A 24,553-nucleotide genomic window follows, 5' to 3' on the forward strand; every position below is an offset into this window, starting at 1 on the left:
ATTCTCGCAGAAAACCAGGCCGGCGGTGAGCACGATTCCGGATTTTGGGAGTTTTCTTGTATCTCGAAGTAGACCCGATTCGTAGGATTCGACTGTCGTATGTGTAGGGCAATTCTGTCCGACATGTAGGAGTGGCACTTTCGGGCACGTCACGCATTTGCAACGCGTGGGCGGGGAGTGGGACGTTGAGCACACAGGATGTCGGTGTGCCTCTTGATGATCTCTTTTATCTCCCTGTCATTTCGGATTGCGAATGAGATGTGTATCTGGTGCGGCTTTTCAATCCAGGCAAGCCGCGTTGAAGCCGGCGCTCAGCCAGGCAGTCATTACTCGTCTTAAGGTCTCAAATGAATAAATCGCATCGCGTCGTCTGGAACGACGTCACGAAAACCTGGGTTGCTGTATCTGAACTCGCTACGGCAAGACGTAGTAAGGCATCGAGGCGGGCGGGAGTGGCCGTGGCGATGGTCGGGCTGGGTGCGATGGCGTGCATGCCTGCGGCCTGGGCAACCGATGCCGCGGAAACGGCAAACAGCAAACAGATGCAGACGGTTCTCGCCGGCCTGCTCAGTACTCAGGCTGCGCAGGCTTCGGTTGCACAGCCGGTAGTGCTCACGGCTGCACCTGATCCGACCGTCTACATTGCGGTGAGTCCTAACGTGACGCAGGGCAATGCGACGTACGCCAGTTCGGCGACGAACGCAATGGCCATCGGTCCGGTGTCGTCCGCTGTCGGCGAAAATTCCAATGCGATTGGAGCGGGGTCGTTCGCGGCCCGGGATGGTGCGACGGCTGTCGGCTCGACGGCGGGCGCGCTCGCCTTGAATGCGACCGCGATCGGGAATAGCGCCACAACAGGATTGGGGGCCGAAAACTCAGTGTCGATCGGTTACCTCGCCAGAACATACGGCGCAAATTCGCTGGCCGTGGGAACGGACGCCATCGCGCACGGCGACGATTCTTCGGTGCTTGGCTCGAATGCCTTCACCGCGGTCGGCGCCGACCGGTCGCTGGCATTAGGAGCGGGTACCTCTGCAAGCGTGAATGACGCAGTGGCGCTTGGCGCTGCATCGGTGGCCGATCGCGAGTTCACCGTCTCGGTGGGCAACGGCACGATGAAGCGGCAGATCGTCAACGTGGCAGCGGGGACGGCGAATAACGACGCGGTGAACGTCACGCAGTTGAAGGACGTCATCAACGCGATGGGCGGCGGAGCGGCCCTGAATCCGGACGGCACGATGACGCCGCCGTCCTATACCGTTGGCGGTGACACCTACACGAACATTGGCGACGCGATCACGCATGTTGACGGCGCGGTCACTAACGTGACGAATGTTGTCAACAACATCGAGAACGGTGCAGGCATCAAGTATCTGCATGTGAACTCGACGCTGGACGATTCGACTGCCGGAGGTGCAGGGACGGTCGCTATTGGTGGCAATGCCAGAGCGACGGCTGATCGCTCCGTCGCGCTCGGTGAGAACGCACTGGCCGATCGCGAAAACACAGTTTCGATCGGTGCTGCTGGCAATGAGCGTCAACTGGTCAACCTCGCCGCCGGCACGGCTGATACGGACGCGGTGAACATGGGGCAATTGCGCCAGGCCGGCATGAACACGGATGGCAATGGCAACGTCACCAATGCTTTCGTGACCTACGACGACACGTCGAAGGCGCATATCACCCTGGGCGGCGCTGACGCGGCCGCGCCAGTCGGCATCTCGAACGTCAAGGCGGGCGCTGTCACGGAAAGTAGCCTCGATGCGATTAACGGCGGCCAGTTCCATGGACTTGCCAGCAGCGTCGCGGACGCGATCGGCGGGGGCGCGAGCGTCAATCCGGACGGCACCATGACGGGCCCGACCTACAACATTGGGGGCGACACCTACACGAACATTGGCGACGCGATCACGCATGTGGACGGTGCGGTCACTAACGTGACGAATGTTGTCAACAACATCGAGAACGGCGCAGGCATCAAGTATCTGCATGTGAACTCGACGCTCGACGATTCGTCCGCTGAGGGCCCGGAGGCCGTCGCAATCGGCGGCAATGCCCGGGCCACCGCTGATCGTTCGGTCGCGCTCGGCGCCAATGCGCTGGCTGACCGTGCGAACACGGTTTCCATCGGTGCTGCTGGCGATGAGCGCCAACTGGTCAACGTCGCTGCGGGCTCGGCGGATACCGACGCCGTGAACATGTGGCAATTGCGCCAGGCTGGCATTAACACTGACGGTAACGGCAACGTAACCAACGCGTTTGTGACTTACGACGACACGTCGAAAGGACACGTGACGCTGGGCGGCGCGGATGCGAAGGTGCCAGTCGGAGTCTCGAACCTGAAAGCGGGCGCTGTCGCCGAAAATAGCGGGGACGCAATCAACGGTGGGCAACTGTATGGCCTCGCGAATAGCGTCGCCAATGCGATGGGCGGGGGCGCGGCGGTCACACCTGACGGCGCAATCTCGCCGCCTGCCTACACGGTAGGGGGTGACACTTACACGAACGTGGCGGATGCAATCACGCACATCGACGGTGACGTGACCAACGTCATGAATGTGGTCAACAACATTCAGAACGGCGCCGGCATCAAGTATTTCCAGACCAACTCCACGTTGGCCGATGCGGTGGCGAGCGGAGCGGAGTCAGTGGCGATCGGCGGTAACGCGCGGGCAAGCGCGCTGAACTCAGTCGCACTCGGTGCCAATTCGACGACGACAGCCGACCTCAGCCAGCCGGCGTATCGACCGGGCAACGGTACGGTGGCGGGTGCAGTGCCTGCGGGTGAAGTGTCTGTAGGGTCGGCGGGCGAGGAGCGTCGCATAACGAACGTTGCGGCGGGCGCGGCAGATACCGACGGCGTCAATGTCAGCCAGCTGAAATCAATCGTCGCCGGCAGCGTCGCGAATGCCGTGATGTATGACGATGCCAACCACTTGAGCGTCACGTTGGGCGGGTTCGGTTCCACGACACCGGTGCGGCTGGGTAATGTCGCGCCCGGCGTGGTCGCGGCCAGTAGCACGGACGCGATCAACGGCGGCCAGATGTACAACCTCGCGAGTACCGTGGCCAATGCGCTGGGCGGCGGGACCTCGGTCAATCCGGACGGCTCCATTACCCAGCCGATCTACTACATCGACGGCAAAACGTATAACAGCGTCGGCGATGTAGTGACAAACATCGACGGGCGCGTGACGAACAACACGAACTCGATCACGAACCTTACGCAGATCTTGAACAACATCACGAATTCGAACGTCGGCGTCAAGTACGTGCATGTCAATTCGAAACTCGATGACTCGGTCGCGACAGGCGCTGACGCCGTCGCAATCGGTGGAAATGCGCAGGCGACTTTCGATAACTCGATTGCGATAGGTGCAAATTCGTCGACGGATCGGGCCAACTCCGTATCCGTGGGGTCGCTCGGGCACGAGCGGCAGATCACCAACGTCGCCGCGGGTACCGCGGATACGGACGCAGTCAATGTCGCGCAGCTGAAGCAGGCTGGTGTCATTGATGGCAATGGAAACACAAAGACTGCGGTCACGTATGACACCAGGGACGGTGCGACCGATTTCAGCAATGTCACGCTTGGCGGCGGTATCGCGGGCGGCACGGTCCTGCATAACGTAGGCACGGGCACGCTCGCTTCTGATGCGGTGAATGTCGGGCAACTGAACGATGCGCTGGGAAAAATCTCGAACGACATCGCAAGCGGCGGCAGCCCGTTCCTGAGCGTGAACGGCGACCGTGACAACGAGCCTGCGCTGGCAAGCGGAACGCACGCTGCTGCGCTGGGCGCGAATGCCGTAGCGAATGGAACTGACGCAGTTGCGTTCGGTGCGAACGCAGCCGCTACTGGAAACGGCGCGACCGTCGTCGGGTCCAGCGCGAGTGTGCGTGCCACCAACGCGACCGCACTCGGCTGGGGCAGTTCGGCAACAGCAGATGGCGCAGTGGCGCTCGGCGCGGGATCAGTGGCGGATCGGACCAATTCGGTTTCGGTGGGTAGCGCCGGCGCTGAGCGGCAGATCACAAACGTGGCGCCGGGTACACAGGGCACCGATGCAGTGAACGTCAATCAGCTGAACGCTGCGCTCGGACAAACCAGTCAGTCGATCCAGGATCTCGACAGAAGTACGCGTAAGGGGATTGCCGCAGCCTCTGCGTTGCAGATCGTGACGCCGTATCTGCCCGGGCGCACGACGCTGAACGCGGGCGTGGCGGGGTACCGCGGGCAGGCCGCGCTGGGCCTTGGTGTATCGCGCTGGAATGAGAAAGGCACGATCAACTTCAACGCCGGTGTCGCGTCTTCGGGCAGCTCCAGCACGATTGTGCGTGCCGGCATCGGCATCGTTCTCGGCGACTGATCGAATCCGGGCGTCCGTCACTGTGTGAAGGAACGGGCGGTCTGGTACGTCGATCGCCGATTGCCCGTTCCGAAGGAAAGACATGAAACACTCAATTCTCGCGGCGGCCATGGCTGCCGCGCTTACCGGTTGTGCGGGGTCAACTTCGCGCGATCAACTGAATATTCAGGATCCGACTGTTCTGCAGCGTGGTTTCGGTGCACCGCAGGATGTCTCTTCCGGTGCGGCTACAAAGCAATGGACCGACGTCTACACTCAGATCAAGCACCGTGGCGATGTGCTGGATACCCTGCAAGCCAGGCTCGATGCTTCCGGGCCACGGAAAGACACCTATGTGGGCGCGAAAGCGCAGTGCTGGATCAACGCGGGCAAGGAAGCGTTCGCGGCCCATGACGACTGGGGTTTCGTTGAAGAGGCGATTGGCGAGGCAGCGCGGCTGACAGCGAGTCTGGATGCTGGCGATAGCGGGACCCAGTCTGCCGCTCAATCCCAGGCTCAGACGGACCCCTCGCTTCGAACAGTGGCAAAGGTGCGTCCGGACCTGTGGGATCAACTGATGAGGGTCCGGGTCGACCCGAGATTCGCCTGGTGTCCGCAGGCGCGAAAGCTCGTCGCATGTTCCGAAGTGGAATTGATGTACGCGGGCCACGAAGCCTGGACGCGCGCGTTCGACAAGGCGAAACAACGCACTGACCTGCTGCAGGAGCAGGTTCACGCTAGCGAGCAGGCGCTGTCGACTTGCGTGGTTCCTGCGCCGCCGCAACCGCCGCTGCCGAAACTGGTTTCCCTTTCCGCGGATGCGTTGTTTGTTTTCGATCGCGGTGATGTGTCAGCAATCACGCCGGAAGGACGGGCGCGACTTGACGATATCGCGAACCGGCTACGAGGTAGTGGCTTGACCGACAGGATCGTTGTGTCGGGCTATACGGACAGACTCGGCAGTGCGGCCTATAACCTCAGGTTGTCGCGGCAGCGTGCCGACTCAGTGAAACAATATCTGGTCAGCAAGGGGGTGACGATTCCGATCGACGCGCAAGGCTATGGCAAGGCCCAACCGGGTACCGTGTGTGCTGTGCGTGGCCGGAAAGCCTTGATCGAATGTCTGGCGCCGGACCGGCGCGTGGACATCCGGTTCGTCGGGCAAAAGGCAGTCGCTCCATCGCAGTGAGCAGGCAGCGCATCGTCATGCCGCGATCGATCCGCGCGGGCGTCGCGACTTGATCGTCGGCATGGCGGGGCTAAAACGCGTAGTACGGCCCGGGGCCCCCCGGCGTCGGACGGGAATCGATCGCGGTAAAGACTTTGCGTCCGAAGAAAAACGGCAGGCCCCAGTCGAAAACATTCCCGGCGGTACCGGCGAGATTGTTGAACGCGTAGTTTGAAGTCGCGAACAACATTTGAGCGTTGCCGACCGGGAACGACAGGATGTTTGTCGCGCCGTCCGTGCCTTTGATCGTGGCAGTCGATGTTTGCAGCGACGTCGGGCAGTACCAGAGTCCACACACGCTCAATGTCGTACTGGCGAAGAAGAGTCCGTTGGAGCCGCTATCGAAGAAGCTTTGCGTATAGACCTTGCCGTCGACGGTCGTCGTGACGTAACCCGTACCGGTATTCGCTTTGAGAACGGTTGCGCCATCCGGGACATTGTTCGCCTGTGTGCAGATGCCGAAAATCAGCGAACCGGACACGGACGGAGAGCCAGTGTCTGGTACAGCAGGCAAGTCAATGACGACGCCATTGTTGTCGAACGCAAAGCGGCTGACCGGGTTGGTGACCTGGGATGCGACGGGCTGCGTGCTGGATGTGCACGTGCCACCCGGCACGCAGTCGTAGTACCAGCGCGGTAGCGGACTGTTCGCGCAGGCGCCGCCGCAATCTGCGGCGAACAGTCCGACGCCCAGAATTCCGTTGGCGCGAAGTGCGCCCGTCGACATCATTGCGAGTCCAGAGCGTCCGCAGTCCGCCGGCACAGTTGGAACAGATGCATCGGCGATGATGTGAATAGGTAACGCGGCGGCGATTTCGCCGGCCATGCGCACGTCGGCGCTGCGCACGGCGCCCCATATGTAGCCGGTCCCAAACACCGCGCATTGGCCGACGGTGCCGTTTGTGGACGGTATTGCGGGCAACGCCAGACCTGCCGGCAATGCTGAAGCGAGCACGCGCAGTCCCTGCGAGCCCGTGTCGACCTGAACGTTGTCGATGGTCGCGCAGTGGTCGGTGCCGGGTTCGCATAGTGTGACGCTCGTCATCAGCATGTTGCGCGTGAGGCCCGGTGTCGCGCTGACGGTGACCGGTTGCACGTTGGGCACCGTCGACTGCTGTACCGGAACCTTGATGGGCGTGCTCGCGCCGACTGGCGCGCTGGCGGGCGGCGTCGCTGAGGTCGGTGCGCTTGCGCCAGTATTGGCGGTCTCACCGCTGCCCCCGCCGCCACAACCGGTGATGGCAGCGCTAAGGAGTAGCGCGCAAAGCAACTTCGTCGGCATCGCGCGGCTCCGTCAGTGCAGATCGTCGGCCGAGACGCCGGCGGGCAGCGCGCCGGGCAACCAGGCGCGCCCAACGTAGCTGCGCATCATGCCACCCGATTCGACAACGACGTCGGACCGCGTGACGCGTGTCGAATGAAGGCTGCTCACCGGTGTCCGATCGGACGTGGCACCGTCGCGCCATGATTCGTAGAAGTTGCCGAGCAGTGTCTGCAGATCTGGCATCGTCGGGCCTTGCCAGGTGTACGCGAATATCCGGCCGGCGCTGGACGAATATTCGTTGATCGTTGTGCCGCCCTCGTCGGTCATTGTCCGGACCTGAAACGGGCCGTTTTGCAGCGAATGCACGACGGCGCCGCCTGTAGCGCGAGTTGACGTCGCTGTACCGCCCAGTTCAGCGTGGGACGCGCAGGGTGCACTCATCGCGCTGACGAGCACCGATGCGCACGCGGCGTGAAACAGGATGACCTTGCTCATTGACTTGTCCAGGAGAGTCTCTTCAGGTGTTTTGGGACGTTAATTTCAAGATAACACCTGGGTTTCCTAAATGAACTGAAATGCCCTCTGATAGCACGGGGCGATCTCGTAAAAGTCGATCTAAATATTGTGAAAACGTCTTATAAAACATAAGTTTAGGGTGCGTTCTGATGTGGTCTTAATTCAGCTTAAAATGGTTATCAACTGTTAAATTTCGAAGGCGTCCAAACCCGCGAACATCCGGATCGTCGTCGCCCGAATTCACCTCCGAACTGGCACCCAATTCACACCCGAACACCGGTTTTTGCACTTCCTGGCGCGGGACCGGTAAAATCACGGGTTGATCCACGGAAACTTGCCGTGGCGTAGCGGAAGGATTCCCTGAACATGACTGATCTTCGTCTTACCTCGCGGTTCGCAGCATTGCTGGTGGCAGGCGGGCTCGTCGCCGGCTGCAGCGCGCCGTCGCCTACTAAAGTCGATTACAAGAGCGACTCGAAATCGAAGGAAACGTCACTGGCCGTGCCACCGAACATGATCGAAGAAACGTCCGATCAGCGGTCCCTGCCGCCGCAGGGCGGCGAAACGTCACTGTCGACCTTGAAGCAGGTCCAGGACACCGCGCCCGTCACGAACGCCGTGGTGCCCACGGTCGCGAACATGCATATCCAGCGGGATGGCACGGAAAGCTGGCTCGTGATCGACAACAAGTCGCCCGATCAGGCATGGCCGCAGATTCGCCGTTTCTGGCAGGAGCAGGGTTTCCTGCTGGTCGTCGACCAGCGCGACAAGGGCGTGATGGAGACCGACTGGAACGAAACGCACGCGCAGATCAGCGACGGCCTTATCCGTAACACGCTGTCGAAGGCGCTGGGCAACTCGTACGTGACGTCCGAGCGCAACAAATATCGCACCCGTCTCGAAGCCACGCCGAACGGGGGCACTTACGTGTTCGTCAGCCAGAAGGGCATGCGTGAAGCGCTGACCGGTCCGAACAACGATTCGAGCCAGTGGCAGCCGAAGCCTAACGATCCAGGCCTCGAAACCGAATACCTGAAGCGTCTGATGGCATCGCTGTCGCTGGCTGATTCTCGTGGCAAAGCGGGGGATTTGCAGAGCGCCGCGCTGTCGCCGGCTGGGGCTCAAACCGCGCCTGCCGCCGCTACCGGCGCGTCCGGTGCGAAATCCGCCGCGGCCGCAACCGCTGCGCAGAATGTCGCGCTCGCTGCGCAGGTGCCCACGGCGGAAGAACGGGATGCTGCAGGTGGCAGCCAGTACACGTCGACGGAACTGACGCTCGGCGAGCCGTACGACCGCGCCTGGCTGCGAGTGGGTCTTGCGCTCGACCGGAGCAACTTCACGGTTGACGATCGCGACCGTACGCGTGGCCTGTACTTCGTGCGCTACGTCGATCCGAAGGATATGAGCTCGGCTGAGCAGGGTTTCTGGAGCCAGGTGTTCCACGGCAAGAAGGAGAAGGTCGCGAAGCAGTACCGCGTCAATGTCCGCGCTGTGACGCCGAACCAGACGCGCGTGGCTGTCGTCGATGACAAGGGCGAGATCGATTCGTCCGCGCCGGCGAAGCAGATCATGGCGCTGGTGGTCGACCAGCTGCACTGATCCGCGGTTTTCGCGCGATAAAAAACCCGCCTGGTGTGATCACAGGCGGGTTTTTTCATGTCTGTTGAATCCGTCCAGTTTGGCTGATGGCGCCGCGCGGGCATTCTGGTCAGTCGCGTCTACGTGACGTTTCGCCGTAACACGCCCCGCAAGTCTTCCCTGTTAAGTTGCAGGGACATAAAAACCGATAAAAATCAAGGGCCTCGCTGGCCCGTCGCCTGTCCTCGCAGGGTGACGGTTTCGCCCGCGTGCCTCCACCACGGCACGCGGACAACTTTCTTGCGCCACACAGGGCGGGCTCGTGCCGGCTGATGCAGCTTCGAGGTTACGCGTTCTGAACCCGGAGACGCGGTGGACTACTTCCGTGGCTGGCGCCGTCCCGACAGCACTGCTCGCCGCTGTGCGAGCCCACGTCAGGTCAACCGGCTTCGCGGCTTCGCGTTCCGAAGCCGGGAATGCGCTTGATGACGCCGGTGGCCAACGCCGTTCCGACGAGGATCACGGCACACCCTTCGACCATGCCGGCCGACACCTGCTCGCCGAGAAAGAGCGCTCCCCACAGGATGCCGAAGATCGGGATCACAAACGTGACGCTGACGGCCCGGGCTGGCCCGGCGACCGCGATCAGATGGAAGAACAGCATATAGGCGACGCCTGTGCAGGCGACCCCGAGGGCGATCTCGGCGGCCCATGCGTGCACGGAGATCGGAGTGGCCGGCCAGGTCGCGATGGCGATCGGCAGCAGGAGGAGGGTGGCGCCCGTCATCGTGCCTGTCGCAACGGTCAGCGAATCGACACCGGTCAGATGGCGCTTTGCATAGTTCGCCGCAATGCCATACATGAGCGTCGCGGCGAGGGCGGCGGCCGCGGCGAGCGCGGTGGTCGTGGGCGTGGCGCCGGCGCCTTGTGGCGTGGCGATCTGATCCCAGACGAGCGTCAATACGCCGACGAAGCCGATCACCATGCCGAGGCTGCGCGGTGCGCTCAGCCGGTCCTTGAGCCAAAGGAAGGCGACGAGCGCGCCCCAGAGTGGCGTGGTCGCGTTGATGACCGACGTGACGCCTGCGGAGAGCGTCAACTCGGCGTACGCGAAGAGGCAAAACGGCGCCGCCGAATTCAGCACACCAACGACGAGGAGTGGCCACGCGCGGCTGCGCAGCGTGCCGAACGCTTCGCGGGCGGGGCGTCGTGCAAGCAGGACGACGAAGAGGAACAGCGCACCGATGCCGACGCGCAATGCCATCAATGGCGCGACGCCGAAATCGGTTACGCCGACACGAATAAAGAGGAACGACGCGCCCCACAAGGCGGCGAGGATGAGGAGCTGTATGAGATTTTTGATGGCCATCGGAGGTGCGTCGCGCGCAGTTGGGTCGCGACTCGCAGGCATGGTAGCACCGGTCTTTTGGAGATGTTTCAGGCTGGAGTGAAACAGCAAGGTTTGCGCGGGTCGAGCGTTTTGTATTGACGCTGCGGGTGCCGCCCCGCACCGGGCGGCACTCACAGACCGATACGAACACAAGGAAAGGTCAACAAAAAACCGCGCCACCCCGCCCGGATGCCCTTCACGAGAAGCAAAAAAGCCGGCCCCGGGCAAAACAGAATCCCTAATGAGGAATCATCCCCGTCAAAACATTCTGCTGCAGCCAGACAAGAATCCCGAGCAGCACAGTCAGGAAAATTGAGTGCTTGAAGGTTTTGGCAAACACAACCCCTTCCTTCCCCTTAAGCTCGGTCGTAGCGACGCCAGTCGCGATATTCTGTGGCGAGATCATCTTGCCCATCACGCCGCCCGACGAATTGGTCGCGGCCATCAGCACCGGGCTCAGGTTCAACTGGTTCGCGGCCACCACCTGCAGGTTGCCGAACAGCGCGTTGCCGGACGTGTCGCTGCCCGACAAAAACACCGCCACCCAGCCCAGAAACGCCGACACCAGCGGAAAGAACGCACCCACCGAAGCCACACCCAGCCCCAGCGTGTAGTTCAACCCCGAGTAGTTCATCAGATACGCAAGACCGACGATCGTCGCCACGGTCAGAATCGCGATGCGCGTCTGCACCCATGTATCGACGATCGCGCTGCCGAACTCGCGCGCGGGCAGGCCAACCACGAACGACGTGATAATCGCGGCGACCAGAATGGCCGTGCCGGTCGCGAGCGGCTGGAAGTCCCACACGGCGCCATACGGCGTGTTGTACAGCGTGATGAAGACAGCCTTGTCGAGACCCGGCCACGGAATCTTGACGTCGCCGATCAGGAACACCTTCGCAATCGTCCAGATGATCACCACCGCCGCCACGATCAGCCACGGAACCCAGCCCTGCACGCCGCTCACCTTGCCGCGCGCCTCGCTCGCGCGGTCGACATTGATCGAGAACTGCGGATCGACAGCCGGCTTCCAGACGCGCAGAAAGACAATCGTCACGATCAGCGAGACCAGTGACGACAGCACGTCTGTCAGGCTGTAGCTGATGTAGTTCGACGTCACGAATTGAGTGAGCGCGAAGCTTGCGCCCGAGACCAGCAACACCGGCCAGATCCGCAGCATGTTGCGAAAGCCCGCATACACGCCGATCACATAGAACGGCAGCAGCAGCGCGAAAAACGGCAACTGCCGGCCGACCATTTTGGCGAGCGCGTCGGTGGGCAGGTGCGTGACGGCGCCGAGCACGGTGATCGGCACACCGAGTGCACCGAACGCGACCGGCGCCGTGTTGAAGATCAGCGTGAACGTCAGGGCTTCAAGCGTCGGAAAGCCGAGCAGGATCAGCAGCGAACTCGTGATCGCGATCGGCGTCCCGAAACCGGAAATACCCTCGAGCAGCGCGCCGAATGAAAAGCCGATCACTACCAGCACGATGCGCCGGTCGTTCGGCAGGTTGTCGATCATCCACATGCGAAACGCGGCGAAGCGTCCCGACTTCACCGAGATGTTGTAGAGCAGGATCGCGGCGAACACGATCCACATCACCGGCCAGCACGCGAACACGGCGCCGGCTGCCACCGAGTCGAACGCGAGCCCCACCGGAAACTGCCAGCCAAAGATCGCGACCAGCAGGCCGATGATGAGTCCAGCCAGTGAAGCCTGCCACGCAGGCCTCCGCGCCCAGCCAAGGAGGACGAGCACGACGATGATCGGTAGCGCGGCGACAATGAACGAGGGCAACAGGGCGTTGCCGATGGGAGTCAGTAGCTGGTGGAACATCACGTCTCCTTCGTTGTTGTAGGAGTCGACGCGGATTTACTGCCTGTACGCCGCGCCGCTTGAGACAGGACGGACCGACGCGGCATTGCGCGTGAGCGCGACACCGGATCGCGTAATTAAACGGATAGTTCGTGGAGCAACCGCCAGCATAGAACCCAGAATGACGCCGTCAAGACGGGAAACTACCGGAGCCGCGATTTTTGTCTGCGGAAAACCACCGGAAGTCCGGTGGCCTGCCTCGGCGCGTCGTCAGACTCGACTGCCACCCAGTGAACGCGCGAACGCCATGCTAGTGACCGCGGCCGCCACCGTGGTAGTAGCCGCCACCGCCGTGGTAATACCCTCCGCCGTGGTAATAGCCGCCACCGCCGTGATAGTAGCCACCGTGGTAACAACATCTACCGCCCCAGAATCCGAAGCCGATCGATACGGAAGGGCCCCACCATGCCGGGTAGCCGTAATAAGCCGGATACGCCGGGTACGCCGGATACGCCGGGTACGCCGGATACGCCGGGTAATAGGCCGGTACTGCGTAGACCGGCGGCACCGGTGGCGGGACATAACCTGTCGACGCTGCGTTCTGCTGGACGGGCGGCACCGCTTGCGTGTACACGCCGTTCTGGTCGGGCTGTTGTCCGGCGGGCACTTCCTGCTGGGTCGCGGCGGTGGGGACGGCGGGATAGCCGTAGTACCCATACGGGTAATAGCCGTACGGGTAATAGCAGCCCGTCAGTGCCAGCAACAAGGCGGCACTGGCAAGGCGGAAGGTTGCGGAGACGGGCTTCATGACGCACTCCTTGACGGGCCACCACGCGCCACACGCTATCTGCGCGCGGCCGCACGACCACTGCGCCGCCTCGCATGGCGGCGCGATGCTTTGAGCTTACGCCGCCGTCGCGCGCGTCGGGTTAGAAAGCAGTTACCGCATATTTCAAGGCCGCGTCATTCACACGCGTCGATCCGTCCGTTACTTGCCGACCTGATTCCCGATCACGCCGCCTACCGCTGCACCGCCAAGCGTCGACAGCGCGCTGCCGCCGATCACCGCACCCGCTGCGCCACCGACACCTGCGCCGATCGCTGTGTCTCGCGTACGTGGGCTCATCCCGTCACAGGCCGACAGACTGGCGACAACCGTCACAAGGACTGCAATCGCGCCCATTCGCTGAACCGTTTTCATGATGACGACTCCTCTTATTGGATGATGAAACGGGGAAGCATTCCGCGTTCCTGATGCTCCTCACGACTTCAGGATATCGCCCGAACCCGTCTTCAGTTGTGTGCGATTGTCAGGCGTCTGTCGGTTTCGTAATCAAATGTATCGTTGCTGGTCAGCCCAAAAAAGAAGCCCGCCGAAGCGGGCTTCCTTACCTGCTGCCTGTGCGCCGCGACGGGCGCATCCGGCAGTTATTGCCGTTGATAGATCTCGGCGCCTTTTTTCATGAACTCGATCGACTTCACTTCCATCCCTTTCTTCAGGGCTTCGTCGTCGCTGATGCCTTGCTGCGCTGCGTATTCGCGCACGTCCTGCGTGATCTTCATCGAGCAGAAGTGCGGTCCGCACATCGAGCAGAAATGCGCGACCTTCGCGGAATCCTTCGGCAGCGTTTCGTCGTGGAATTCGCGTGCCTTGTCCGGATCGAGGCCAAGGTTGAACTGGTCTTCCCAGCGGAACTCGAAGCGCGCCTTCGACAGCGCATTGTCACGTACCTGCGCGCCCGGGTGGCCCTTCGCCAGATCGGCGGCGTGCGCGGCGAGCTTGTACGTGATGATGCCGGTCTTCACGTCGTCCTTGTTCGGCAGCCCAAGGTGTTCCTTCGGCGTCACGTAGCAGAGCATTGCCGTGCCGAACCAGCCGATCATTGCCGCGCCGATGCCCGACGTGATGTGGTCGTAGCCAGGCGCGATGTCGGTCGTCAACGGTCCGAGGGTGTAGAAGGGTGCTTCGTCGCACCATTCCAGTTGCAGGTCCATGTTCTCCTTGATCAGCTGCATCGGCACGTGGCCCGGGCCTTCGATCATCGTCTGCACGTCGTGCTTCCACGCGATCTGCGTGAGTTCGCCGAGCGTCTTCAGTTCGCCGAGCTGGGCTTCGTCGTTGGCATCGTAGATCGAGCCGGGACGCAATCCGTCGCCGAGCGAGAACGCAACGTCGTACGCCTTCATGATTTCGCAGATGTCTTCGAAATGCTCATACAGGAAGCTTTCCTTGTGGTGAGCGAGGCACCACTTCGCCATGATCGAGCCGCCGCGCGACACGATGCCGGTCATGCGCTTCGCCGTCAGTGGCACGTATTGCAGACGCACGCCCGCGTGAATCGTGAAGTAATCGACGCCCTGCTCGGCCTGCTCAATGAGCGTGTCGCGGAAGATTTCCCACGTCAGGTCTTCGGCACGGCCGTTGACCTTCTCCAGCGCCTGATAGATCGGCACCGTGCCGATCGGCACCGGGCTGTTGCGGATGATCCACTCGCGCGTTTCGTGAATGTGCTTGCCGGTCGACAGATCCATCACCGTGTCGCCGCCCCAGCGGATCGCCCACGTCATCTTGTCGACTTCCTCGCCGATCGAAGACGTGACCGCCGAGTTGCCGATGTTCGCGTTCACCTTCACAAGGAAGTTGCGGCCGATGATCATCGGTTCGCTTTCCGGGTGATTGATGTTGTTCGGGATGATCGCGCGGCCACGCGCGACTTCCTCGCGCACAAACTCCGGCGTGATCGCCTTCAGTGCGTCCGGACCGAACGCGCTTGCGCCGAACGCCTGGCCCGGATGCTGACGGCCCATCATCGCGGCGAGCTTTTCGCCGTTCGGGCCGCTGGTGCGCAGGCTTTCCAGATACTCGGCGCGGCGCTGGTTCTCGCGGATCGCGATGTATTCCATCTCCGGCGTGATGATGCCCTTACGGGCGTAGTGCATCTGCGACACGTTCTTGCCGGCAATCGCGCGACGCGGCGTGCGATGCAGTCCCTGGAAGCGCAGCTCGGCGGTGGCGGCATCGGCGGCGCGTTCGCGGCCGTAGTCGCTCGTGAGACCCGCGAGCGCTTCCGTATCGCCGCGTGCTTCGATCCAGCGCTGGCGCAGCGCGGGCAGACCCGCGCGGATATCGATCTGCGCGTCCGGGTCGGTGTACGGGCCCGACGTGTCGTAGACATAGACCGGCGGATTCTTTTCGCCACCGAAGCTGTCCGGCGTGTCGGATTGCGTGATTTCGCGCATCGGTACACGGATATCCGGCTGCGAGCCGGTCACGTAGACCTTGCGGGAATTCGGCAGCGGCGCGACAGCAGCGGCATCGACGTGAGCGTCGGCAGAAAGAAACTTCGGATTGGCGTTCATGCGAATCTCCTGTGTCGACCAGAGTGGGTGCAGAGCGCTTACCCTGGTTCTATGCAAAGCAATGTGAGGAAGCCAGGCAGGAGACGAGACGGAAGGAGTCGGATTTCGGTGTGGCGTGAAGCAGGTGAGGCGGCGAAATCCGTACGCTTCCCTGCGCTGGCATTATCCAGATCAGGTTCAAAGGGTATTTCTCACCCGCGAAGCACACCGACCATCGTTCGATGCGCCACGCAGGACCCCCGCGTTAGCAGCGCACACGATACACCGGGTTTCAGGCGCCTGGCAACCCGTCGCGAAAAAAAACGGTTCATTGAGCAGCGTCGGGCTGTCAGCGTCGAATCGTCTGATGCTTCGGGTTTCAGGCTGTCTTCGGAACCTGACGGGCGGTTGATCGCATCGCGCCGGCGCGTGGGATGCGCGGTAACCTTTTCGTAAGAAATCTGGCGCCAGACCGCCAGGTCCCCAGGCGATGCGCTAGCATTGAGGAAGAGATCCGCCCGATCCTCGTTTGGCCACCGTCTGATCTTCCATGGCCCGCTGTGGCCCGACCTCACGCGGCGTGAGTGGCGTGGCTGCCTCGCAGGCAGGTTCGTAGAAGCCCGTTCCGGCGCCGCGCATGCCGCTTTTTCGCCCGGACGGCCGCGCCTTTCCCCTCGCTCGCACATCGAAAAAAAATTCAGGCGCGCTGTCATAACCGCGAACGTGCCGCGACAAACGTGCAGATTTCCAGATGGAGCCTGCCATGCAAACGCAATCACGCCGGTCATCGACGCCACGCGAACCGGTACGACACACGCGCACCCTTCGCGGTTTCGCGCTGGCCGTCGCGCTGGCGACGAGCGGTGTCGCGCAGGCGGCCACGTCGATGTGCACCGCGCACAGCCCGGCCCATCGCGTCGCACTCGTCGAGTTGTATAGCAGCGAAGGCTGCAACAGCTGCCCGCCGGCCGACCGCTGGCTCGGCCAGTGGAAGGGCAGTGGCGTGCCGGACAGCGTCGTGCCGCTCGCACTGCACGTCGATTACTGGAACAGCCTCGGCTGGATGGACCGCTTTTCGCAACATCGCTTTACCGAGCGGCAGCAAAGCCTGGCCGACCGCGCAGGCGGCCATACGATCTACACGCCCGAAGTGTTCGTCTCGGGACGCGAACTGCGTAGCTGGTCGCAGCGCGACAGTTTCGACGGCCGTGTCCAGAAGGTCACAGCCGAGCCCGCGCAGGCCGACGTCGCAATCGAACTCGCGCCGCGTGGATCCGGCACGGCAGACGCGCTCGACGTCAACGCCCGATTCACGGCGCGCGCTGCAGGTAGCGAGAATTTGAACGCCTACGTGGCAGTTTACGAAAACGATCTGACCTCGCAGGTGCGAGCGGGCGAAAACAATGGCGCAACGCTGCATCACGAGCGGGTCGTGCGGCAATGGATCGGACCGGTGCCGCTCGTCGCCGGCAACGCGCGGATTCATCAGGATGTCGCGTTGAGCGCTTTTGATAGCAATGCCAACGCTGGCGCGTCGACGTCCACATCCGCGGAGCGGTTCGGTGTCGTCGCCTTCGTTGAGAATGCAACGACCGGCGATGTGCTGCAGGTGGCCGATCTCGCCGCCTGCCGCTGAGCCGTCGAACAACGCGTCGCTGAACAACTGAATGGCTGAATAGCTGGATAGCGGAACCCAAGGAGCGTTCGATGAACACGTCCCGTCTTCACGTCAACACCGCGCCGCCGCCGGCACCCGCGGCTGGCGCGATTCATCCGGTCTGGGTGCGCATCACCCACTGGCTCAACGCGCTCGCGGCAATCATCATGATGCTGTCGGGCTGGCGGATCTATGATGCATCGCCGATTTTCAAGGGCTTCATGTTCCCGCCGTCGCTGACGCTCGGCGGCTGGCTCGGCGGCGCGCTGCAATGGCATTTCGCCGCGATGTGGCTGCTGGTGTTCAACGGCCTGCTGTACCTCGCGCTCAACCTCGTGAGCGGACGTTTCTGGCGCAAGTTTTTGCCGCTCTCGCCACGCGCGATCCTGAGCGATTTCGTCGCCGCGCTGACGGGCAAGCTCTCGCACGCGGATCTGCGTCAGTACAACGCCGTGCAGAAATTTGCGTACCTGTTTGTCATTTGCGACCTGATCCTGCTCGTGCTGTCGGGGCTCGCGATCTGGAAGTCGGTGCAGTTCCCGTTGCTGCGCGAAGTGATGGGCGGCTATGACACGGCACGCATCGTCCACTTCACCGCGATGTCGTTGATGGCGGCGTTTATCGTCGTGCACGTCGTGATGGTCGCGCTGGTGCCGCGCTCGCTGCTCGCGATGTTGCGCGGCCGTTAGGAGAATTCCATGACCACGAAACCAGAACGCAAACCCGCGATGAAACTCGACCGCGAGTCGATCCTGATCGACGCCCGCCGCGAACTCGCGATGCCGTCACGGCGGCTCTTCGGCAAACGTCTGCTGACACTCGGCGGCCTTACGATGCTCACCGGCTGTTCGCTCACGGACAACGATTCGGTGAACACGTTCCTCACCGCTGTCTCGCGACTGAACGATCGCGCCCAGGCCTTCATCTTCGATCCGAACCAGCTGGCCCCGACCTACACCGAAGCGCAGCTCACGCGACCGTTTCCGTTCAACGCGTTCTACGGCATCGACGAGGTGCCCGAAGTCGACGCCTCCGACTACAAGCTCCAGCTAAGCGGCCTCATCACCGGAAAGAAGACGTGGACGCTGCCTGAACTCTACGCACTGCCGCACGCCGAGCAGATCACGCGACACATCTGCGTGGAAGGCTGGAGCGCGATCGGCCGCTGGGGCGGCACGCCGTTCGGCGATTTCCTGCGACGTGTGGGCGCGGACACGTCCGCGAAATATGTCGGCTTCAAATGCGCGGACGACTACTTCGAAAGTATCGACATGCCCACGGCGCTCCATCCGCAGACGCTGCTCACGTTCGAATACGACGGCGAGCGCCTGCCGCCGAAATACGGTTTCCCGATGAAGCTGCGTATGCCGACCAAGCTTGGCTACAAGAATCCGAAGCACATCGTGGAGATGTTCGTCACGAATACGTACCCTGGCGGTTACTGGGTCAATCAGGGCTACAACTGGTTCGGAGGCTCCTGACGCGCGCGGGTCAAATATGCCGAAAGCATGACCCCGGACGGCAGAAGCTTCGGAAATACCCGGCACAGGCCGGTTCATCGTTAGATAACAAAACGGAGTAATCCCATGAAAAAACCCGCAATCGCAGCAATCGCGGCATTGGCAGTGATGTTCCTCGCTGGCGGCACACCGGCATTCGCGCAGGAAGCAAGCGGCGCGATGTCCAACGGCGCAATGTCGCACGACTCGATGTCCAAGGATTCAATGTCGAAAGACTCGATGTCCAAGGATTCCATGTCGAAAGACAAAATGAGCCACAGCAAGATGAAGAAGGGCAGCGGCTCGACTGGCATGAAGCATGAAGCCTCGGGCGCGATGGCCAACTGATTGGCACCTATGGTTTCTGCGATAGCCGCAGGTATCTGCGGTATCGACGTGAGAAAGGCCGGGTTCACGTGAGCCCGGCCTTTTCATTTGCCGTATCGATAATTTACGTTTGCTTTCAACGAGAACGGCTTGCGGTATTGCATAATGCTGCCGATGCGCGCGTAACCCGCGCGAAATCGCCTCATTTTCCGCAAGCAAACGTTTTTCGTTGTTCTACTGCCATGCCGTCCTGTTTCGCCCGCCAATCCGCATCCACAGTGCGACGCACGCCATTGCGCCTCATTCTTTCCGAATGGCATGCGGCACCCTCAACGGTGCGGGCGGGTTGAGCGCATGTCGTTCCAGTTTCCTGACGCTTTCCCGTTTCGCGCACCCCATTCATCTCAAGGACGGATCGCGCTTGCGCTGACCGTCGTCTATATCGTGTGGGGCTCGACCTACCTGGCGGTGCACGTCGCGCTGGGGTCGTTTCCGCCGCTGTTGCTGTCGGGCCTGCGGAACCTGTTCGCGGGCATTGGCCTCTTTGTCTTCGCGGTCCGACGCCAGCCCGTCCGGCCGACCGCTGCGGAAGTCCGCCATGCCGGGCTGGTGGGCACGATGCTCGTCGGCCTGTCGAGCGGGATGCTGGCCTTCGGGATGCGCACCGTCGGCACCGGCACGGCCGCCGTCATGGTGGCCACGGTGCCCCTGTTCGCGACGGTCATCGCGGCCATAGCGGGCCGCAAGATCGGCCGTGGCGAGTGGTTCGCGATCGGCCTCGGCCTTGTCGGTATCGCGATACTCAGCCACGGCGACTCAACGCCAGGTTCCGCGGGCGGCAGTCTCGCGATTCTGTGCGGCGCGCTTTTCTGGGCGGGCGGCGCGCATCTGGCCGGCCGGTTGAAACTGCCGTCCGACCTGTTTCTGTCGACTTCGCTGCAGATCGGCCTCGGCGGCGCGATGTCGACGATCGTCGCGTGGGCGTCGGGTGAGCGGATGCTCGACGTGCACTTCCTGCCGGTGGTCGCGTTTCTGTACCTGATGCTGGTCGGCACGATGGCTGCGTACGTCGCATACGGCTATCTGATCCGTCACACGAGCCCGATCATCGCGAGCAGTTGCATGTATGTGAATCCGGTTGTCGCGGTCGCGCTCGGTGCGCTGCTGCTCGGCGAGCCCGTAACGCGTTCGACCGTGATTGCGACCGTGGTGATTCTCGCGAGCGTCGGCCTGTCGTTCTGGTTCGATTCCCGGCGGCGTGCGGCTGTTTGAACCAGCCGCTGGGTTCGCAGGCTGCAATGGCGCGAAGTTAACGGCGGGCGTTCGTTAGCGGATGTGTAACAACCAGAAACTAAAGCCGCGCGGCGAGTTCCGCGCCTTCTCGAATCGCGCGCTTAGCATCGAGTTCGGTGGCGAGCGCTGCACCGCCGATCACGTGATAGCGCGGGCCATCGGCGGCCGGCGCAGCGGGGTACAGATCGCGCATCGATTCCTGCCCCGCGCAAACGACGATTGTCTCGACCTCCAGCCACTGTTCCTCGCCGTTGCGCGCGATGCGGATGCCGCGCGGGCCGATCTCCAGATACGACACGCCATCGAGCATCCGCACGCCGTTGCGGATCAGCGTTGCGCGATGCACCCAGCCAGACGTCTTGCCGAGACCCGCGCCGGGTTTGCCCGTCTTGCGCTGCAGCAACCAGATGTCGCGCGGCGGTGTTGTGGCTTCCACTGGCTTCAAACCGCCGCGTCCGCTTACCTCAAGATCGACGCCCCATTCGTCGAGCCACGCGTCGCGTGTCTGCGGCAGCGGTTCGCCGGTACGATGCAGCAGAAACTCGCTGACGTCGAAGCCGATACCGCCCGCGCCGATCACCGCGACGCTGTGGCCTACCGGCGCGCCGCGCAATACATCGACGTACGAAAGCACATTCGCGCCATCGATGCCCGGAATAGCGGGCCGACGTGGCGCGATACCCGTCGCGAGAATTACGTCGTCATAGCGCGATGCCGAGAGCAGCCGTGCATCGACACGTGTATCCAGCCGCACGTCAACCTGATGCCGTTCGAGCTGGCTCTGGAAATAGCGGATTGTCTCGGCGAATTCTTCCTTGCCGGGAATGCGCATGGCCAGATTGAACTGGCCGCCGATGGTTGCGCCCGCATCGAACAGCGTCACGCGATGACCACGCGAAGCGGCGACCGTCGCCGCCGACAGACCTGACGGACCCGCGCCGATCACCGCCACCGAACGCGCTCGCTCAGCGGCCGCGAGCGGCCGGTAGACGAGTTCGGTTTCGCGTCCCGCGCGCGGATTCACAAGACATGTCGCGCGCCGGTTCTGGAACGTGTGATCGAGGCACGCCTGATTGCACGCGATGCAGGTGTTGATTTCGTGCGTGCGACCTTCGGCCGTCTTCACGACGAATTCGGGATCGGCGAGCAGCGGCCGCGCCATCGAAACCAGATCACCTGCGCCTTCGGCGAGCAGACTTTCTGCCACTTCAGGCGTATTGATCCGGTTCGACACGATGACCGGCACACGCACCGCTGCCTTCAGACGCGCGCTCAAAGGCGCGAATGCCGCGCGCGGCACCGAAGTCACGATGGTCGGCACACGCGCTTCGTGCCAGCCGATGCCGGTATTGAACATCGATACGCCGGCGGCTTCGAGCGCCTCTGCGACCTGCACGGTTTCTTCCCACGTATTGCCGCCTTCGACCAGATCGATCAGCGACAACCGGTACACCACGATGAACTGTTCACCACAGGCTTCGCGCACGCGTTCGACGATCTCGCGTGCTAACCGCATGCGGTTCTCGATGCTGCCGCCGTAGCGGTCCGTGCGCTGGTTGGTGCGAGGGCAGAGGAACTGGTTGAGCAGATAGCCTTCGCTGCCCATGATCTCGATGCCGTCATAGCCCGCGCGCTGCGCGAGCCGCGCGCAACGCGCATACGCGCGGACCGTTCCTGCAATGCCCGCTTCGGTGAGTGCGCGTGGCTTGAATTTTGAAATCGGCGATTTCAAGGCCGATGCCGACACAACGAACGGCTGATAACCGTAGCGCCCCGCATGCAGGATCTGCAGCGCGATCTTGCCGCCTTCCGCATGGACTGCTTCAGTCAGTTTGCGGTGATTGTGCAGATCAAAGACCGAGTTGAGCGTGCCGCCGAACGGCAACAGCCAGCCTTCGCGATTCGGTGAGATGCCCCCGGTAATGATGAGACCGACGCCGCCCTTTGCCCGCTCACGAAAGTACGCGGCCAGCTTTGTGTAGTTCCAGAAGCGATCCTCCATACCGGTATGCATGGAGCCCATCACGACGCGATTACGCAGCGTTGTGAAGCCGAGGTCGAGCGGGGCGAGCAGATGGCGGTAAGACATGCAGGGTCGCTTGTAAAGTCGGGATGCCGACGAACGATACACGGTGCGGCGTGTGCAGTGCCGCAAAACTGTCGAAGAAAAATTCTACGCTCGCGAAAGCATTGAATCGCGAGTGTTTCGTTGCGTTGTCCACTTGTTCACGGGCCGTGGCACAGCGATTGCTCGATGGGGTCGTCCGAACGACGCGGACGCTCGTCGCGCAAGGTGGCAACACGACCACGCCCGCAATCGAGCTGAACGACAGTCTCACCGGTCTGTAGGTCTGTAAGTGTCCGGAACAGGAATAACGCAGGTGGCATGGCAGGGGGAGGGCGCGACGGTGATCCACGAAAGTGGATCGCCGTTTTGCTTTGGGCGCTCCCGAAGGAGTGCGCCTGCAGCGGGATTATTTGGCCTTTTCCGCTGAGTTCGAAATGGCGTTGCCGCCCTTGGAGATGTCTTCGCCCGCGCCCGCAACGGTATTGCAGCCGGTGGCCAGCATCGCGGAACCTGCGAGCAGAAGCAAAGCGATCAGTCGAGTCATGAGTGTTCCCCTTATGAAGTGGCATCGACAAACGCGTCGTGTGGTTCGACGCGCGCTATCTATCGTCCGACCGGGCGATAAAGCAAGCCGATCCGGTCTGATTGCATGTTAAAAAAAGGGGCGGGCCGACGCTGTCGGTGCGCTTGCGATTTTCCTGTAGGCGCAATCCGGTGTTCGCGTCAGCGGAGTCCTACGTGGAGATGCCGGGTGTTGAAGCGTCGGGTGTCGAGGCGGGCGGCAGTGCGTCGGCGGCAGGCGTGAGCGTGATGGCCGTTGGCATCGTGACGCGGATGTCAGTGCCGCCGGCCGTGCCGCGCCGGATATCGAAGTGCCCACCGCGCGCGGCGACCCGCTGGCGCATGCCAAGCAGGCCGTGCGTATGCGTACGCTTCAGATCGGCCGGCGTGATGCCGATGCCGTTGTCGGCGATATGCAAAGCCACCTGGTCCGCTAAAACCGTCAGGCCGATCGACACGCGCGACGCGTTCGCGTATTTCGCCGCATTCGTCAGCGATTCCTGCGCGACGCGAAAGAGCGCGATCTCGATCTGTTCATCGAGCTTGATATCGTCATCGGGCAACTGCTGGTCGAGCACCCAGCCGTTGCGCTGCGCGGCTTCGCCGGCGAGCGTGCGCAGCGCGGTGACGAGCCCGAAATTGGCCAGCACCGTCGGCCGCATGTCTTCGATGATGCGGCGCTTGAGCGCAATACCCTGATCCAGATTGGCGAGCGCGCGTGTGAGCTTTTCGGAGATCGCAGGCTCGCTGTCCTTCAGCTTGCGGTTCGCCCACGCGACATCCATCTTGCTCGCCGTGAGGATCGCACCCAGTTCGTCGTGCAGTTCGCGCGCGAGCTGGGTTTTCTCGTTTTCGCTGACGGCCTGCAAATGCCAGCCGAGTGCTTCGAGCTGACGTGTGCGCTCGATCACGAGCTGGTCGAGTTCTTCCTGCTGCGTGACCAGTTGACGCTGGACGCGCGCCTGCCGTTCGAACTGGATGCCCAGATTGCGGAACAGCAGGATGAACAGCACGATATTCAGCGCCGACAGGCCGCCCGCGATGAACGTCGAGATGCGCTGGTCGGCGCGGCTTGCATCGAGCGCGTGCTGCGCGCGGCGCTCTTCGTTGTCGCGCAGCAAGGCGAGGGTGCTTTCGACCAGTGCCGCATCGACCGGGCGTGCTTCTGCGGTGACCGGGCAGTGCGACAGATCGGCATCGGGCGCCGCATGTTGCAGCGCATCGCGGCCCGCGCCCATGCGCGCCTCGATTAGCAGCGCGATCTGGCTGAAGCTCGTCTGCTCCGCGCTATCGGCCTCGCGACGGAAGTAGGTGTCGAGTTGCTGTGAGGTCTGACGAATGTGCGCGGCGGTCGTGCAGTAGCCGCTCGACCATAACTCCCGCTTCGTCAGCAGGAACGTGCTTTCGTCGGCGGTAAGCTGCGCAAGCTGCGCGGCGAGCGCGCCTAGCTGCACGGTCGCGCTTTTCGCTTCGAGCGCGGTTTCGTATTCGCCCGCGATGCGCTGACGTCCAGTTTCGAGAATCACCAGCCCGCCGACCGTGATGACGATTGCTACCGTCATCGCAATCGCCCAGCTGCGGTTGCGTACCCAGTCGTTGAATCTCGCCGCTGTGTCCAAGATCGCTCCTGAATTGACGCGTCAGTGTAGCGGTTGCCGCGCGTCGCGC

18 protein-coding genes are annotated in these 24,553 nt (G+C 62.4%); 8 read left to right on the plus strand and 10 right to left on the minus strand.

The annotated features are described in order from the left end of the window. Positions 1-347: 347 nt before the first annotated feature. Together P3T16_RS05610 and P3T16_RS05615 are read left to right on the plus strand one after the other, a co-directional pair. Positions 348-4,370, plus strand: coding sequence for a YadA-like family protein (locus P3T16_RS05610; protein ID WP_429341502.1), 4,023 nt, complete (start codon positions 348-350; stop codon positions 4,368-4,370). Between the two features lie 82 nt (positions 4,371-4,452). Then, positions 4,453-5,538: an OmpA family protein gene (locus tag P3T16_RS05615; protein WP_429341503.1), complete on the plus strand. Its 1,086-nt coding sequence runs from the start codon at positions 4,453-4,455 to the stop codon at positions 5,536-5,538. 70 nt (positions 5,539-5,608) lie between these two features. Here P3T16_RS05615 and P3T16_RS05620 read toward each other — a convergent pair whose 3' ends face one another. Beyond that, on the minus strand, positions 5,609-6,859 hold the full coding sequence (locus tag P3T16_RS05620; protein ID WP_429341504.1) for a DUF3443 domain-containing protein: 1,251 nt from the start codon (positions 6,857-6,859) through the stop codon (positions 5,609-5,611). A gap of 12 nt (positions 6,860-6,871) precedes the next feature. Next, entirely contained in the window at positions 6,872-7,336 is a 465-nt protein-coding gene (locus tag P3T16_RS05625; protein ID WP_429341505.1) for a DUF2844 domain-containing protein, read from the minus strand. A 387-nt stretch (positions 7,337-7,723) separates the two neighbouring features. Between P3T16_RS05625 and bamC the strand changes: the two genes are divergently transcribed. Beyond that, positions 7,724-8,956, plus strand: a complete 1,233-nt coding sequence (bamC, locus tag P3T16_RS05630; RefSeq protein WP_429258800.1) for an outer membrane protein assembly factor BamC — start codon at positions 7,724-7,726, stop codon at positions 8,954-8,956. 418 nt (positions 8,957-9,374) lie between these two features. Here bamC and P3T16_RS05635 read toward each other — a convergent pair whose 3' ends face one another. From P3T16_RS05635 to thiC, 5 genes are all read right to left on the minus strand, one after another. Further along, positions 9,375-10,304, minus strand: coding sequence for a DMT family transporter (locus P3T16_RS05635; RefSeq protein WP_429341506.1), 930 nt, complete (start codon positions 10,302-10,304; stop codon positions 9,375-9,377). Positions 10,305-10,563: 259 nt separating this feature from the next. Then, positions 10,564-12,162 carry an L-lactate permease gene (locus P3T16_RS05640; protein WP_429341507.1) on the minus strand — a complete coding sequence of 533 codons (1,599 nt, stop codon included), beginning with the start codon at positions 12,160-12,162 and terminating at the stop codon, positions 10,564-10,566. Positions 12,163-12,451: 289 nt separating this feature from the next. Beyond that, positions 12,452-12,949, minus strand: coding sequence for a hypothetical protein (locus P3T16_RS05645; protein WP_429341508.1), 498 nt, complete (start codon positions 12,947-12,949; stop codon positions 12,452-12,454). Between the two features lie 180 nt (positions 12,950-13,129). After that, positions 13,130-13,342, minus strand: coding sequence for a glycine zipper 2TM domain-containing protein (locus tag P3T16_RS05650; protein WP_429341509.1), 213 nt, complete (start codon positions 13,340-13,342; stop codon positions 13,130-13,132). A 227-nt stretch (positions 13,343-13,569) separates the two neighbouring features. After that, entirely contained in the window at positions 13,570-15,501 is a 1,932-nt protein-coding gene (thiC, locus tag P3T16_RS05655) for a phosphomethylpyrimidine synthase ThiC (protein WP_429341510.1), read from the minus strand. A 742-nt stretch (positions 15,502-16,243) separates the two neighbouring features. Here thiC and P3T16_RS05660 point away from each other — a divergent pair. The 5 genes from P3T16_RS05660 (at position 16,244) to P3T16_RS05680 (ending at position 20,235) form a co-directional block, all read left to right on the plus strand. Next, the gene (locus tag P3T16_RS05660) at positions 16,244-17,116 is read left to right on the plus strand and encodes a DUF1223 domain-containing protein (RefSeq protein WP_429341511.1); all 873 of its coding nucleotides are present in this window, start codon (positions 16,244-16,246) and stop codon (positions 17,114-17,116) included. Positions 17,117-17,187: 71 nt separating this feature from the next. Continuing rightward, positions 17,188-17,826 (plus strand): cytochrome b/b6 domain-containing protein, encoded by a 639-nt coding sequence (locus tag P3T16_RS05665; protein ID WP_429257784.1) that lies wholly within the window; start codon positions 17,188-17,190, stop codon positions 17,824-17,826. A gap of 9 nt (positions 17,827-17,835) precedes the next feature. Then, on the plus strand, positions 17,836-18,618 hold the full coding sequence (locus P3T16_RS05670) for a molybdopterin-dependent oxidoreductase (protein WP_429341512.1): 783 nt from the start codon (positions 17,836-17,838) through the stop codon (positions 18,616-18,618). Positions 18,619-18,723: 105 nt separating this feature from the next. Further along, a complete protein-coding gene (locus P3T16_RS05675; protein ID WP_429341513.1) occupies positions 18,724-18,984 on the plus strand; it encodes a pentapeptide MXKDX repeat protein in 261 nt (86 codons plus the stop codon). 333 nt (positions 18,985-19,317) lie between these two features. After that, positions 19,318-20,235: an EamA family transporter gene (locus tag P3T16_RS05680; protein WP_429341514.1), complete on the plus strand. Its 918-nt coding sequence runs from the start codon at positions 19,318-19,320 to the stop codon at positions 20,233-20,235. Positions 20,236-20,314: 79 nt separating this feature from the next. Here P3T16_RS05680 and P3T16_RS05685 read toward each other — a convergent pair whose 3' ends face one another. The 3 genes from P3T16_RS05685 to P3T16_RS05695 form a co-directional block, all read right to left on the minus strand. Beyond that, the gene (locus P3T16_RS05685) at positions 20,315-22,345 is read right to left on the minus strand and encodes an FAD-dependent oxidoreductase (protein WP_429341515.1); all 2,031 of its coding nucleotides are present in this window, start codon (positions 22,343-22,345) and stop codon (positions 20,315-20,317) included. Between the two features lie 385 nt (positions 22,346-22,730). Then, positions 22,731-22,868, minus strand: a complete 138-nt coding sequence (locus P3T16_RS05690) for an entericidin A/B family lipoprotein (protein WP_429257779.1) — start codon at positions 22,866-22,868, stop codon at positions 22,731-22,733. Positions 22,869-23,058: 190 nt separating this feature from the next. Then, on the minus strand, positions 23,059-24,447 hold the full coding sequence (locus P3T16_RS05695; RefSeq protein ID WP_429341721.1) for a sensor histidine kinase: 1,389 nt from the start codon (positions 24,445-24,447) through the stop codon (positions 23,059-23,061). Positions 24,448-24,553: the final 106 nt, after the last annotated feature.

Source organism: Paraburkholderia sp. GAS42, assembly GCF_050436565.1.
GTDB lineage: Bacteria > Pseudomonadota > Gammaproteobacteria > Burkholderiales > Burkholderiaceae > Paraburkholderia.